This window comes from Pantoea sp. GCM10028869 (assembly GCF_042666835.1).
GTDB lineage: Bacteria > Pseudomonadota > Gammaproteobacteria > Enterobacterales > Enterobacteriaceae > Pantoea > Pantoea leporis.
The window spans coordinates 60,272-74,224 of record NZ_JBHTGO010000013.1; the positions used below are offsets into that span (position 1 = coordinate 60,272).

A 13,953-nucleotide genomic window follows, 5' to 3' on the forward strand; every position below is an offset into this window, starting at 1 on the left:
TTAGGGGGAGGGGACGTCTTATCGTTCAACCCGCTGGAACGCGATCACCCAAACCCACGGGTTCACTTCCCAGCTGGTGGCGCCGTACTGTTTCTGCCACGCTTTGCGGTAGGCTTCTTTTGGCGATTCGGAATTCATATTCATGGTGAAAAAGTTATTCAGGAAGTGCGAATCGGTCTGCACGCCTTCCGCCATGATGTCATCTTCACTAATGTCCTGAATCTTCTCGGCTCGCACCGAGGTGATTTGCAGGTCGATGCGGCTGGCCCAGCGCGGCATATGAATCGCGGTTTGCCAGCCAAACTGCTCGGCATTCTGCATATTCTCATCCAGCTGTCCCAATTCATTGCTGTCAGCGCGATATTGGCAGTAAGCCGCATTGCGGAACGGCAGAGGATCGCGTTCGTAATCCGCCAGCATCGCCTCCGGCACGATCGGGCCGCGCCAGGTTTCACGTACCCACAAACCATCGCCCGCCTGACCAAATGGGCAGTGCGAACTGACATCGGTCATCGACATCAATTTATAGCCGTGCAGATGATTGGCACTGACATCAAATGCGTGTACGCCTTCATGATGATCCTGACCCGGACCAAAGGCTTGAGTTTTCATAATGCGCCGGGTCTGCGTTTGCTGGCCAACCAGCAGGGCGCGTACCCGCTGTTCGGAAAAAAGAATCGGCCGTTCTTTCATTGCATACCTCTTAATGTGTCACAAACCCGGAAACTGCGAAGAATCCCCTAACATCCGTAGATGTGAGAGCTAGCATAATGGGTTTGAATCAGTTTGCTTAATAATTTGTCGACTTAGTATCAGGCTATTCTGGCAATTTTAGATGTAAAAAATGGTTCATAAGCAAAATGTGTGCTGAAAAGGACTTTGCAAGGGATCAGAAGCCATAAATTTTCCAGATACAGTACGTTATAAAGGCCATTATGGGAACCTTTTCAGATTATGCCGTGTTGATCTGCCTCTAAGAAGCCCCATTTATCAGCATAGATAACTGGAATTTATCCCTAAAGCGAAATTTGTTGATGACGCGAATATATTAAACCTATTGAACAGAGTTATTTAACTAAAACGCACTAAGGAAATACCGAAATCGCAATGGCTGCTGTGCAAGCGGCGTTAACAGCGTTATAACAAGATCGGGATCTCATTTTTTACGGCTGGCACCGGCTGGACGGATGTAAAAAAAGTGTCATGACCAGGCCGCTATGATGTCCGCAGGAACGTAGATAACAGCAATAACAGGAGAAGCACGATGTCACTTACTCACTGGCAACAACGCTACGAGAATTGGCTGCAGCTCAACTGGCTGCACGACGACAAAGCCCACGATATCGCGCACCTGCGCCGCGTCTGGATGAGTGCTAAGCGCATCATGCAGCACAGCGACGCCGATCCTATGGTCGTGATGACCGCCTGCTATTTTCACGATGTGGTCAACCTGCCGAAAAACCATCCCGAACGTCATTTAGCGTCAACTTATGCCGCGGAAGAGACGCGCCGCATACTGCAGCAAGATTTCCCCGACTTCCCGTTCGAACGGCTGGATGCCGTTGCGCACGCGGTGCAGGCTCACAGCTTTAGTGCGCGTATCGCGCCGCAAACGCTGGAAGCGAAAATCGTGCAGGATGCCGATCGTCTCGAATCATTAGGTGCTATCGGCCTGGCGCGCGTTTTCTATACGGCGGGCGCGTTAGGTCGTCCGCTGTTTGATAGCGAAGATCCGTTAGGAAAGGATCGCGAACTGGATGATGTGAAGTGGACCTTGGATCACTTCCAGAAAAAGCTATTGGGTTTACCGCAAACCATGCAAACCGAAGCTGGACGCCTGCTGGCGGAACATAACGCCGATTTTCTCGTCCACTACATGGGCAAACTTTGCGCCGAGCTGCAGGGCAATTTGACCTCCATCGATGAGTCGGTGTTAAGAGATTTCAGCCCTATACACTCGTAATATTAAATTTTTATGACAGTCTATTAAGTTTCATCTGCTTCCGCTACGTTGTTGTAAATCAAAAGGGAGTATGAAAATGACCGAGACCGTTAACTTAACCATCAAAATTGACCCGGCACTGAAAGAGCACATCAAACAGTTAGCCGCCGATAACCAAATCTCCATGAGTCAGGAGATCGTTAATCGCCTGCAGGCCAGTTTAGATGCGGGTGCGCAACCGGCCATTGATAGTCTGGATACTCAGGAAGCGGTGGAAGATCAGCTCTCCGCTGCGGAACTGAAGCAGATTCGTGCACTGCTGAAGAAAAGTAAGAAGAAGAAATAAGCAGAAAACCCGTCACTGACGGGTTTTTTTATGCCTGCAGATTAAGTACGGAACTGCTGCGCGCGCTGCGCCAGGCGGTCCGATAAGGCGCGCAATTGCATTGCCGATTGCACCTGATGGGCGTTAAGCGCTTCGTTCTGCTGCAGCTGTCCGCTCATCTCCACCACTTCCAGCGCAATCTTTTTCACCCGATGACTCTGCGCAGCACTGTTGTGCTGTAGCTCGTTCAACTGCGTCACCACGCCAGACACCGCGCTGCTGATCTGCGCGAACAGCACCTCCAGCGCTTTCACCTTATCGAAGCCAGCATGCACATGTTGCTGCGTATGCTGAATCAATCCGTCAATCTGGCGCGTCGAGGCACCGCTTTGCTGCGAGAGCAAACCCATCTCTTTGGCGACCACCGAGAAGCTGCGGCCGTAAGCGCCGGCATGTGCCGACTCGATCGCGGCATTTAGCGACAACAAACGCGTCTGCATCGACAAGTCATCCAGCATGCCAACAATCCCGGCGATATCATCCGACGCGGTGACAATTTGCTGCATCTGGGTTTCCATCTTATCGACTTCCAGTGCGCAGTTACGCATCAACGCATCGGCAGATTGCGCTTCCTGCGTCGCCTGCTGCGAGAACTGGGCACCAATCTCCACCTCTTCAGAAACGCGATCTAAGCGCTGCGACAGATGATGGAAGCTGGCATTTTGCTGCTGGTGTTGCTGCATCACTTTCTCATTGTGCTGCTGCATATCTTCTGCGCCGGCGGCCACGCTGACCGCCACCGTGTTGATGTCGCGCACAATCTGCTGCAAGCCGCGTCGCATGGTCTCAATTGACTGGAACAGCTGGCGCGTTTCCAGCGACTGACGACGCGGAAGGTTTTGCGCATCGACCAGATCACCGGTGGCGATCTGTTCCAGCTGCGCATTGGCGTGACGCAGCGGCAACAATACGCCGCGCATCAGCAGGCTGGAGGCCAGCACTAACAGCGCCATCAGCACCGCGCTGACCATCAGCGACAGATTGCGGCTCTGCTTCAACGTGCTGAGGGTGTTTTGATTCACGCTGCTGAGCTGCTGATTGGCCTGCTCGATTTCACTGAACCAGGCATCATTAAACTGCTGCTGAAATGCCTGCATCGGCACCATAAAAAAGGCGTTGATGTCGTTGGCCGCTAATCCTTTCAGCTGCTCCTGCAATCCTGCCGCCAGCATGGCGAAGCCTTGCGCCAGCGGGCTATCCGCATGGGCGTGGTAGGCGGCGAACTGTTGTTGCGCATGCTTCAACGAGTCATCGGCTGCCGCCGCCAGACTTTTCCAGCTATCCACCGAGCCACTTTGTTGATCCTGCATCAGATAAATACCGGCGCGATGGCTGTTATCACTAGCGGTAAGCAGTTCGATGCGCGCTTTATCCAGCAGGGCCAGACGTTCGCGCAGTTGATTCGCCTGCTGCAACGAGGTTTGCGTCTGGTTAACGTGGGTATTCAGTAGCAGCACGCCGGCAAACTGCAGCAAGCAGAACAGCGCAATGAACAGCAAAAACTGGCTACGTAAACTGGTGAGCCACAGCGGAATACGCGGGGAGAACCGCGCGCGTAACCGCAACGGCAGAGTGATAACAGACAGAAGTGACATCACACGCCTCCAAAAAATAAAACAGGAGTATTGGCAGCACGCGTGACAGTTTGGTGACAGCGGGCGCGATTAGGCGGAAAACAGCATAAAGCGCGGCCCTAAATAAAATTGTGGTCCTGAATCGCTACGCCTTTTGCGCGGCGTACTGTTCAATCAGCGGCAATAACAGTTGCGCCACCGCAGCAAATACCGGCACCACCACCGAGTTGCCGAACTGTTTGTAGGCCTGCGTATCGGAAACCGGAATGCGCAGTTTGGCCTCGCCCGGCGCTTCAAAACCCATCAGGCGGGCACACTCTCGCGGGGTTAAACGACGCGGACGGCGCGCCATATTCTCCGCCTGCTGGAAATCTGCTTCGCCTTGCGCGTGATCCCAGCCGCGATCGATGAGGATTTCCGAACCATCTTTGTAGTAGCGCGCCGATAAAGTACGCACGCAAATATTCAGATTACGCGGATCGTTAAGGCCAAAGCCGAAGCCGTTACCTTTGGCTTTATGCTTTTTTGCGTATTGATACAGATAGTTCCACAGCGTGGGCGATAGCGTGTATTTTGCTTCCGGCTCGGGTTCCAGCAGGCTGTGTAACGACGGCACCTTTTGCGGATAGAGCGCGGGCAGGGCGCGCAACGAAAAGCCGTTGCTGAGCCCGCTATCACGGCGAATGCCCACCAGCACGATACGCTCACGATGCTGCGGCAGGAAATGGCGCGCATCGATAATTTTCGCATCCGGCAAACCGCCGTCATTGGCATCGGCCACGTCATAACCGAGTTCATCCAGCGTGGCCATAATGATGGCGAAGGTGCGGCCTTTATCGTGGCTCTTAAGGTTTTTCACGTTCTCCAGCACGAAGAACGGCGGCTTCTTGGCGGCCAAAATGCGCGCCACATCGAAGAATAGCGTGCCTTGCGCTTCGCACTCAAAACCGTGCGCGCGACCCAACGCATTCTTCTTGCTCACGCCCGCCAGCGAGAAGGGCTGACAAGGAAAACCGGCCAGCAGCACCTGATGATCGGGAATGGTGCGATCGATATGCTGATAAATTGCCTGCTCATCGCTGATGCCCGCGGGCTGCGTTACCAGACGAATATCACTGTTGAAGTGATGCAACTGTGGATCGCTATACAGATTGGCTTTATAGGTGCGCACCGCTTCTTTATTCCATTCGCTGGTGAACACGCATTGACCGCCAATCTGCTCGAAGCCACGACGAATGCCGCCGATACCGGCAAACAGATCGACAAACTGGAATTTGGCGTCGTCATAGTGCGCCGGACGCTGCGGCAGCAAGGCCTGCAGGCTGGCCACTTCGCGGCTGGAGAGCGCCGGCGCGGCACTTTTACCGGCGCGGATGCGATTCAAACGCGGCACGCTCCAGTCGCGGCCACCGGCTTCAGTTAAGGTGATAACCACATCGCGTGCGGCATAGATATCGAGCACCTGCAGTAACAGCGACGTCGCGTCATCCTGATCGGCGGTTAACGGGGAGGGCGAGACGGGGTCGATAGCGAGCATGCGTTTTTCCTTAACAGTGAAGCGGCTATGCTAACACTCATCACGCAACGAGGAAATTGGCGTGCGGTGTGCTTTCGCTTTTGGCTTAAACCGCTAAAGTTGTAGAAGCGCTAATACAAGGAGACGCTATGGCAGACGTTCACTCGCAAGCCATTCGCAGCAAAAACATGCGCGCGATTCGCAATCAGGATACCGCGATTGAACAGCGTATTGCGTTGATTCTCAAAGATCGCGGCTTCACCTATCGCGTACAGGATAAAGCGCTACCGGGCCGCCCGGATTTTGTCCTGCCCGCCGAGAAAGCGATTATCTTTGTTCATGGCTGCTTCTGGCATCGACATCACTGCTACTTATTCAAAATGCCGGCCACGCGCACCGAATTCTGGAGTGGCAAAATTAACAGTAACGTTGAGCGCGACCGGCGTTACGTCGAACAACTGCGCGAAGGAGGTTGGAAAGTACTGATTGTTTGGGAGTGCGCGCTGCGCGGCAAACTGCAGCTGCAGGACAGCGCGCTGATTGAACGTTTAGAAGAGTGGCTGCTGGCCGCAACCGACAGCAGCGAAATCGACCATCAGGGCTTGCATCACTATCGCGTTGAATAATGCGAGATTGTTGCTTTTAGCCGCTATAACAGTTTAGATCTCCCTTTTCTCTGGGACGCGGAATTGAGCCATGAGCAGCATCAAACTTACCGTTAAGCGCCTGTATCAACTCCGCGATGAGCGGATGGTGACAACCCAGGCCACGGCGCGCATTTATCTTGGCGACCGGCTGGTAGCCACCGAAGAGATCAGCGGCATGACGGAAAGTCCGGTGAGCAAGTATTTGCACGCCGGGGATCTGACGGGGCCGTTACGCGTCGAATGGGACTGTGCGGGCATCGCCGATATGTCAGTGACGGCGATTGAGCGTTGCCCCTGTTGTCAGGATCACGAACCGGAATAATAAGGAATACCACTTTGGCAGGAACCAGTTTACTCACCCTTCTGGATGATATTGCAACACTGCTCGACGATATCTCGGTCATGGGCAAAGTTGCGGCAAAGAAGACCGCAGGCGTATTGGGTGACGATCTGTCGCTGAATGCGCAGCAGGTTAGCGGTGTCAAAGCCAACCGTGAATTGCCCGTTGTATGGAGCGTTGCAAAAGGCTCCTTTCTTAATAAATTCATTCTGGTGCCGCTGGCGTTATTGATCTCGGCGTTTGCGCCCTGGTTGATTACGCCGCTGCTGATGATTGGCGGTGCCTATCTCTGCTACGAAGGCGTGGAGAAAGTGCTGCATAGCCTCAATCACGATAAGGCCGAGCAGAGTCCGGAGGCGCGTCAGCAGCGTCTCGACAAACTGGCGCAGCAGGATCCGCGGGCGTTTGAAAAGGACAAAGTAAAAGGCGCAGTGCGCACTGACTTTATCCTCTCGGCGGAGATTGTCGCCATCACGCTGGGCATCGTCTCAGAGGCGCCGCTGCTGAATCAGGTGCTGATTCTCGCCGGTGTCGCCATTCTGGTGACCATTGGCGTGTACGGCATCGTGGCGATGATTGTTAAAATTGACGATTTGGGCTTTTGGTTAAAAGAGAAATCTTCCACGGTCGCGCAGGCCATTGGCGGCGTATTGCTGGCCTTTGCCCCCTGGTTGATGAAAGCCTTAGCGTTAGTCGGCACGCTGGCGATGTTTTTGGTTGGTGGCGGCATTGTGGTGCACGGCATCACGCCGCTGCATCACGCCATTACGGAATACAGCGCCGGATTCAACGGTTTGGTCTCGGCACTGCTGAGCAACGGCGCCAATTTGGTGATCGGCTTTATCATTGGGTCGATCGTGCTGTTGGGCGTAAATCTGATTGCTAAGCTGCGCGGCTAGCAGTTATAAAGCGCTGTAAATTTTTAATCACGGTCAGGAGAACGATGATGAACGACGATATGTTTGAATTTGATATCGATGCACAGCTGGAACAGGCTGAAGCCAAAGCGGCAGAAAAAGCCAACGAAGTGCCTGCGGATATCAGCGACGAAGCGGATTGCGAAGGCTGCAAAATCTAATTTTCCTGTCCAGGACGTGCTATCAAAGCCGACAATAAATTTTGTCGGCTTTTTTTATTTACAGAGTTTTTAACTGCTTATTCTGATTTAGTAGCAGTAATAGATTAATCGTATAGGAAAAAATCGGTCACAGCTGCTATACCTAAATTCGGTCATTTAACGATGAAAGAGGGAGGTGCGGTATGATCTTTGCAATCAGTGACGAAGTTCAGCACAAACAGGGCGGACCCACCATGGTGGTCACCGGCTATGCCAGCGGAATGGTAGAGTGTCGTTGGTATGATGGTTACAGCGTGCGACGTGAGGCGTTTCGCAGTGATGAACTCAGTCACGTATCGAGCGCGCAACAGCTGGCCAGTTAAACACATTCGGGACGATGCCCGTCGTCCCGAATATGGTTCAACCCTGCATTACACCTTGCCGTCGTTATCCTCTTCCACCGCCTGATAAATCCGCTGCAGAATATCCGGAAAAGCAGATTGCACGCGACTCCAGCTGGGAATAAAGGGTTTCTCATTCGGACGCTCAATAAAGGCTTGTCCGGCATCGAGAATCGCCTGAGTGAACATCTCTACCGCCGCTTCCTCAATGTGCTGATCAAACTTGAGGCCGTTCATGGTGGCTTCGTGGTTGTAGATCTCCATCATGTCCAGCGCATTACGGTAGTAAGTGGCTTTCAACACCCGGAACGAATCGCTGGTGAGCGGCACGCCCATGGTGGCCAGCTTACGCAGCAGCGACTGCACGATGTCATTGCTCATGCGTTTCAATCCGCCGGTACCATCATCTTCGGCCAGCGGCTGATGCTTGTGGTCGTAGTTATCGGCGATCTCAACCTGGCAGGTCTGACGCGTGGTGTAGTTACGATAAATCTCCGACAGCACGCCAATCTCTAATCCCCAATCGCCGGGAATCTTGATGCCGTTGAGCACATGCGTGCGCATGGCAAACTCGCCAGAGAGCGGATAGCGGAAGCTGGTGAGGTAATCGAGATATTCCGAGTGACCGTAGACTTTCTGCAAGGAGCGCAGCAGCGGACCGACCAGCAAACGCCCAACGCGGCCATTCAGCTTGCCGTCGGCGACGCGCGCATAAAAACCTTTGCAAAACTCATACTGAAACGACGGATTGGCCAGCGGATAGAGTAAACGCGCCAGCATGCCGCGTTCATAGGTGACGATATCGCAGTCGTGCAGCGCCACGCACTGAGTGCGGTCGGAAGCCAGCGTGTAGCCAGTACAGAACCACACATTGCGCCCTTTGCCGGGTTGGCTCGGCGATAAACCCTCTTTATCCAGTTCGGCATCCAGCGCTTTCAGGCGCGGCCCGTCATTCCATAAAATGCGATGGCGCTGCGGCAGGCGGGAGAAGAACTCACGCGCAAACAGAAACTGGTCGCGATCGGCGCGGTCGAGGCCAATCACAATCTCCTCCAGGTAAGGTACCTTCGCCAGTTCGTTAACGATATTATCCAGCGCCGGGCCTTCCAGTTCCGAGAACAGCGACGGCAATATCAGCCCCATTTTGCGTTTGCGTGAGAAGCGCACCATCTCTTTTTCCAGCGATTCGACGCTGCGGTGGGTGAGATTATGGAAATTAGTAATGACACCATTCTGGTAAAAATCACTCATCGTCTCATCCTTTTGGTTAAAGGCCGTTACTCATTCGGCGCAAGAAAATAGTCCAGACCTTCACGCCAGCCCTGAGGACCGACGTGCGCGGTGTGGTAAACGTTCTCAGTATCGGTGCGTTGCAACGCCACCGGCGTTTTACTGAAGCCTTTTATCACCACGGCATAATCAACGCGCTCCAGCATCGGCACATCGTTAGGACCATCGCCCAAGCCGATTGTGGTGCGCGCTTCTCCTTCCTGCGCGGCGAGATGCTGCTGAATGTCCGCCAGCGCGATACCTTTGCCGGTGCCGGCGGGCATCACATGCCAGAAACGCCCGCCCTGGGTTAACGCCAGATTGTGTTCTGCCAGCGCCGCGCGGAATTCCGGTAAACGCTGTTCGTCATCGCGCCACAACACCACTTCCGACGCTTCGCGCAGGCGGCTTTGGCTGGCTTCGGCAAGGGTTAAACCGGTAAAACGTGCGACTTCGGCATCACTAAATTCATGAAAGCCGTTGAAGCGAAATCGTGCCTGCAACGCCTGCAGCGTCTGGCACAGCGCATGATAGCTGGCGCTGGTTTCGATCGGCGGGGTGTGTTCACCGCCCAACACCACGCGCGCACCGTTTTCAGCAATAAAGGGCGCACCGACAATGCCTAACTTCTTTTGTAGCGGAATAATCTCGGCCGCCGTTTTGCTGGAACAAATCACCAGCGGAATCTGATGTTGTTTCAGACGCGCCAGCCATGCACTGGCCGCATCCCAGTTATAGTCATGATGATCCAGCAATGAGCCATCAAGATCGGTAATGATCATCAGGGAAGAGTTAAGACTCAGCATCATCACACTCCTTACGCCAGTGGCATCCGTAAAGCGAAGAGTAATCAGTATAATAGCGGAATCGCGATCACACTTTTTCCCGCGACCCGGCCAGCGACATCCAGGATAATTCTTAAATGGCAAACGTGGTGGGAGGCGCGATGCACATTTCGTGCACAGCTGAAACCAGCAGTGACGCGGCGCGTGGGACGATTCACATGAATGCTTATACAAAATTGTTCGATTTACATGCAGGGATGAGTCTTGTCTTAATCAGACTAAGGCGTAATCTGACAGGGTGTTAAGAATTCCCTGGTGTAACGAACTTACTGATTTACTTTACCCGGCCATCCCGCCGGGTATTTTTTTGAAATCGATTTCAGCGGTTCACTTCGCTGCTGGCGAAGTCGCGAATGTCGAGTTCGAAGGCTTCCGCTAGCTCGGAGTAAGAGTCATAGGCTGCGCCATTTACCGTAACGCGATGCGCGTCTTCGGCTTCCATAAACTCTTTTACCTCGCCCGACGTTCTCTTCTGAATCGCTTCCAGCAACGCATCAACATCGACATTCACTTCGCGCTGAACTCTCTCGCTGTACTCTTTTGCAGTGGTCATGGCGGCCTCCCGGAGGCGATCGGATCTACACCAGTATAGTCGTTGGTGAAAAGAGGGCGCGGAGGGCAAAGGGCAGGCAAAAAAAAGCCCGCGCTGCGCGGGCAAAAATCCTTGTTACTTTTAGGTTGACTGCGCCTTTGGGGTTGGTGCAGTACTGAGAAGTGTACGAGCAGCCTGCGTCAAAAGTCTCTCTGCGAAACGTTAAGAAAGCGAAAAAGCGCATCTTGACAGAGTTTTACCTGCCTTTAAGTGCACAGTGCGTAACAGCGACTATGCTTAGCGATTGATTGTTAAGTGATATCAGGGAGTGAATATGGACTTTTTACGTATTGTCATCGCCATTTTGGTTCCGCCACTGGGCGTATTCTTGCAAGTCGGTTTTGGTGGGGCTTTCTGGCTCAATATTCTGCTGACGTTGTGCGGCTACATTCCAGGCATCGTGCATGCGGTGTGGGTTATCGCCCGACGCTGATCGCGATCAGGCAGTGTTGATTATCTTCCGTTAAACTGTGTCGCAGGACAATTTGTGGAGAGTAATCAATGAAGGTGAACGATCGCGTTACGGTTAAAACCGACGGCGGCCCGCGCCGTGTGGGTACGGTGCTGGCAGTGGAAGCATTCAATGAAGGCATCATGTATCTGGTGGCGTTAGAAGATTACCCGCTGGGGATTTGGTTCTTTAATGAAAGCGATCATGCTGAAGGGGTTTTTGTGGAGCCGTATGAAGAGGCTTGATTGATTTTTCCCTCACCTTAACCCTCTCCCGCAAGCGGGAGAGGGGAAAGATCGGCGCAACATCCACTTCTTCGCCCATGTATGGGAGAGGGCCGGGGTGAGGGACTTCGCGCACTACCTCAAATCAAAATGTCTCCCAGTTATCATTCCCTGACGTCGCCAATGCAGGACGTGGCGCCAGATTTGGCGTACGCAACGCAGACTGCGCCGCTTTAGCCACGTGCGCCACTGGCGCGTCATTCAAACGGAACACCGCCACCGCCTGCGTCAATCTGCCGGCCTGATCTTCCAGCGAAGCCGCTGCCGAAGAGGCTTCCTCAACCAGCGAGGCGTTCTGCTGCGTCACGTTATCCATCTCGGTCACCGCCAGGCTCACCTGCTGGATGCCACGGCTCTGCTCATCCGACGCGGCGGCAATCTCAGCCATAATGTCCGTCACGCGCCGCACCGCTTCAACAATCTCGCCCATGGTATTACCGGCTTCGCCGACCTGGCGTGAACCGTTGGTGATCAAACCCACCGATTCAGCAATCAGCGTTTCAATCTCTTTCGCCGCCTGCGCACTGCGTTGCGCCAGGTTACGTACTTCGCTGGCCACCACGGCAAAACCACGGCCTTGCTCACCGGCACGCGCCGCTTCCACCGCAGCATTCAGCGCCAGAATGTTGGTCTGGAAGGCGATGCTGTTGATGACGTTGGTGATCTCGGCAATCTTTTTCGAGCTGCCAGAAATATTGTTCATGGTTTGCACCACGCCGCTCACCAGATCGCCACCGCTGCGCGCTTTGCCTGAGGCATCGGCGGCCAGCTGGCTGGCGTGATGGGCGTTCTCGGCGTTCTGTTTCACCGTGGCGGTGAGCTGCTCCATGCTGGCGGCGGTTTGCTCCAGCGCGGAGGCCTGCTCTTCAGTACGTGATGAGAGATCGGTGTTACCGGCGGAAATCTCGCTGGAACCCTGATAAATCGCTACCGCGCCTTCTCGCACCGTACCGACGGTACGCACCAGCGAGGCCTGCATCAGCTGCAGGTTATGCAGCAAGCTACCAATCTCGCTGCGGCCATAGGCTTGTTCCGGCGCGGTGAGATCGCCTTGCGCGATACGCTCGATGCGATCAACGGACTGACGTAGCGGGGTGATCACCACGCGACGCAGGAACACGAAGGTCAGCAGCACCAGCAGCAAGGCGGCAGCAAACGCCACCGCCATAGCAATAAAGCCAATGCGTGATTGATGCGCGGCTTCGGCATTAATCGCTTCGGCGCGGTCAGTACGGATTTTAATCGCCTTCAGCAGCACGGCGTTGTAGGCATCATCCAGTTTGCGCGTGACGTCAGTTTCCTGCGCCACAATGCCTTCGAAGCTGCCCTGTTTAGCCGATTCAATCATCGGCTTGAGACCTTTATCAATATAGGCATTGAAGCTGGCGGTCAGCGGTTCATCGAGGGCAATATCCGCCGGCGTTTTCGCCTTGCGATCCATATAGAGTTTAAAACCTTCGCGCGCTTGTTTAATACGCGTCTCGGTGCGCGCTAAATCGGCACGATAACCATCCATTTCACCAATACGCGCGGCGGCACCGGATTGCAGCACATTGAGTCGCGCAGTACGCAGATGGTTAGAACTGTTAGAGATACCCATACGAATTTGGATTTCTTCGGTGGCATCGTTTAGGGAATTATTACTCTGAATCAAAAAGTAGCTGGCGAGTCCAATGCACAGGGCAAAAAGCAGCAGAATGCCACCAAAGATCATACTGAACAAAGGCATCAGGCGCAGGTTCTGCCAGATGCTGAGCTTATATTGCTCATCAATCGATGCTGTTTTCATATCCTTGCTCTCATGTAGGTAGGTGTTATGAGAATAAGCATCGGCAGGCAGGGGGAAAGGATTAGGCAGGAAAGTGGGATCAAACTCTCAAAACGTGAAAAGGGCCAATCAGATGATTAGCCCTTTTATTCACTGTAGGTAATTATCGCACGTTAACATAAATCCCTGAGGTGACATTATCAGTCAAACGGACGACATGATAAATAACCTGCTTATTATGGGTTTTAATTTTACGTTTAATATTACCTTTATGTGACGATACGGTTTTGGCTTTAATTTGCATGTTCTCAGATATCTGAATGGTGTCATGACCTGACATCCACATTTTCAGCATATTTGATTCAGTCTGACTTAATGTCAGTGGATGCACGTCGAGCCCGGCAGAAATACGCGGCGAAGCGTTGAGTTTCTTTTGCAAATAGGTGCCTAATAACGAATCCAACGTCGAAGTTTTTATCGATTTTGATGTAATAATCAGGTTCTTACGAACGTAGAGGTATTCCTCAAAATGGATATTCGAGATCGCCATGAAAATAAAGAATAAGGTATCAGGATGCTGCATGATAATAGCACGAATACGATCGCTGGAATCAGATTCGTGAATAAAGCACTCTTCGTTGATAAACACAACGCCCGGCTTAATTTGCTCACATCTTTGTTGCAATTGGTCGATATCCGAGACAGGAGTAATATTTTTCTTTTTAACTCCTTTCGCAGACATATAGTCAGACAAACCCAGGCGTGTGTAATTACATGAATCCATAATAATCGTTGGCATTATAGCGACCCTCACCAATTTGTTATCCGTTTAAATCAACGATGAATACGCGTTTGCGGTACGAGAGAAATTTCCAAAGACAC

At 53.0% G+C, this 13,953-nt stretch carries 17 protein-coding genes; 9 read left to right on the forward strand and 8 right to left on the reverse strand.

All coding sequences use genetic code 11. The features are described 5' to 3' along the window. Nucleotides 1–18: 18 nt before the first annotated feature. Nucleotides 19–693: a hypothetical protein gene (locus ACFQW4_RS22680; RefSeq protein WP_101763938.1), complete on the reverse strand. Its 675-nt coding sequence runs from the start codon at nucleotides 691–693 to the stop codon at nucleotides 19–21. 571 nt (nucleotides 694–1,264) lie between these two features. Here ACFQW4_RS22680 and ACFQW4_RS22685 point away from each other — a divergent pair. Continuing rightward, on the forward strand, nucleotides 1,265–1,963 hold the full coding sequence (locus tag ACFQW4_RS22685) for a phosphohydrolase (protein ID WP_110868365.1): 699 nt from the start codon (nucleotides 1,265–1,267) through the stop codon (nucleotides 1,961–1,963). 76 nt (nucleotides 1,964–2,039) lie between these two features. After that, nucleotides 2,040–2,288 carry a hypothetical protein gene (locus tag ACFQW4_RS22690; protein ID WP_008105442.1) on the forward strand — a complete coding sequence of 83 codons (249 nt, stop codon included), beginning with the start codon at nucleotides 2,040–2,042 and terminating at the stop codon, nucleotides 2,286–2,288. A gap of 41 nt (nucleotides 2,289–2,329) precedes the next feature. Here ACFQW4_RS22690 and ACFQW4_RS22695 read toward each other — a convergent pair whose 3' ends face one another. Further along, nucleotides 2,330–3,922, reverse strand: a complete 1,593-nt coding sequence (locus tag ACFQW4_RS22695; protein WP_377727809.1) for a methyl-accepting chemotaxis protein — start codon at nucleotides 3,920–3,922, stop codon at nucleotides 2,330–2,332. 124 nt (nucleotides 3,923–4,046) lie between these two features. Further along, entirely contained in the window at nucleotides 4,047–5,438 is a 1,392-nt protein-coding gene (gene dcm, locus ACFQW4_RS22700; RefSeq protein WP_222233626.1) for a DNA (cytosine-5-)-methyltransferase, read from the reverse strand. 128 nt (nucleotides 5,439–5,566) lie between these two features. On the opposite strand from dcm, the gene ACFQW4_RS22705 reads away from it, so the two are divergent. From ACFQW4_RS22705 to ACFQW4_RS22725, 5 genes are all read left to right on the forward strand, one after another. After that, complete coding sequence (locus ACFQW4_RS22705) at nucleotides 5,567–6,043, forward strand: very short patch repair endonuclease (protein WP_101763942.1); 477 nt, start codon at nucleotides 5,567–5,569, stop codon at nucleotides 6,041–6,043. 70 nt (nucleotides 6,044–6,113) lie between these two features. Beyond that, nucleotides 6,114–6,386 (forward strand): hypothetical protein, encoded by a 273-nt coding sequence (locus ACFQW4_RS22710; RefSeq protein WP_008105433.1) that lies wholly within the window; start codon nucleotides 6,114–6,116, stop codon nucleotides 6,384–6,386. A gap of 14 nt (nucleotides 6,387–6,400) precedes the next feature. Further along, the gene (locus ACFQW4_RS22715; RefSeq protein ID WP_377727814.1) at nucleotides 6,401–7,303 is read left to right on the forward strand and encodes a DUF808 domain-containing protein; all 903 of its coding nucleotides are present in this window, start codon (nucleotides 6,401–6,403) and stop codon (nucleotides 7,301–7,303) included. Between the two features lie 44 nt (nucleotides 7,304–7,347). Then, nucleotides 7,348–7,482, forward strand: coding sequence for a hypothetical protein (locus ACFQW4_RS22720; RefSeq protein ID WP_255253243.1), 135 nt, complete (start codon nucleotides 7,348–7,350; stop codon nucleotides 7,480–7,482). Between the two features lie 182 nt (nucleotides 7,483–7,664). Further along, on the forward strand, nucleotides 7,665–7,844 hold the full coding sequence (locus ACFQW4_RS22725; RefSeq protein WP_101763944.1) for a YodC family protein: 180 nt from the start codon (nucleotides 7,665–7,667) through the stop codon (nucleotides 7,842–7,844). Between the two features lie 48 nt (nucleotides 7,845–7,892). On the opposite strand, the gene ACFQW4_RS22730 is transcribed toward ACFQW4_RS22725, so the two are convergent. The 3 genes from ACFQW4_RS22730 to yodD all read right to left on the reverse strand — a co-directional run bounded on the left by ACFQW4_RS22730 (nucleotide 7,893) and on the right by yodD (nucleotide 10,529). Beyond that, on the reverse strand, nucleotides 7,893–9,113 hold the full coding sequence (locus tag ACFQW4_RS22730; RefSeq protein ID WP_101763945.1) for a glycosyl transferase: 1,221 nt from the start codon (nucleotides 9,111–9,113) through the stop codon (nucleotides 7,893–7,895). Between the two features lie 26 nt (nucleotides 9,114–9,139). Next, entirely contained in the window at nucleotides 9,140–9,937 is a 798-nt protein-coding gene (locus tag ACFQW4_RS22735) for a mannosyl-3-phosphoglycerate phosphatase-related protein (protein WP_377727863.1), read from the reverse strand. A 358-nt stretch (nucleotides 9,938–10,295) separates the two neighbouring features. Continuing rightward, the gene (gene yodD, locus ACFQW4_RS22740) at nucleotides 10,296–10,529 is read right to left on the reverse strand and encodes a DUF2525 domain-containing protein (RefSeq protein WP_217546270.1); all 234 of its coding nucleotides are present in this window, start codon (nucleotides 10,527–10,529) and stop codon (nucleotides 10,296–10,298) included. Between the two features lie 313 nt (nucleotides 10,530–10,842). Between yodD and ACFQW4_RS22745 the strand changes: the two genes are divergently transcribed. Next, nucleotides 10,843–11,001, forward strand: a complete 159-nt coding sequence (locus tag ACFQW4_RS22745) for a YqaE/Pmp3 family membrane protein (RefSeq protein ID WP_007891469.1) — start codon at nucleotides 10,843–10,845, stop codon at nucleotides 10,999–11,001. Between the two features lie 68 nt (nucleotides 11,002–11,069). Continuing rightward, nucleotides 11,070–11,264 carry a protein DsrB gene (gene dsrB / locus ACFQW4_RS22750; protein ID WP_101763947.1) on the forward strand — a complete coding sequence of 65 codons (195 nt, stop codon included), beginning with the start codon at nucleotides 11,070–11,072 and terminating at the stop codon, nucleotides 11,262–11,264. Between the two features lie 124 nt (nucleotides 11,265–11,388). Here the strand turns inward: dsrB and ACFQW4_RS22755 are convergent, their stop codons facing one another. Both ACFQW4_RS22755 and rcsA read right to left on the reverse strand, forming a co-directional pair. After that, the gene (locus tag ACFQW4_RS22755; RefSeq protein ID WP_137386044.1) at nucleotides 11,389–13,092 is read right to left on the reverse strand and encodes a methyl-accepting chemotaxis protein; all 1,704 of its coding nucleotides are present in this window, start codon (nucleotides 13,090–13,092) and stop codon (nucleotides 11,389–11,391) included. Between the two features lie 142 nt (nucleotides 13,093–13,234). After that, entirely contained in the window at nucleotides 13,235–13,870 is a 636-nt protein-coding gene (gene rcsA / locus ACFQW4_RS22760; RefSeq protein ID WP_008105413.1) for a transcriptional regulator RcsA, read from the reverse strand. Nucleotides 13,871–13,953 lie beyond the last annotated feature (83 nt).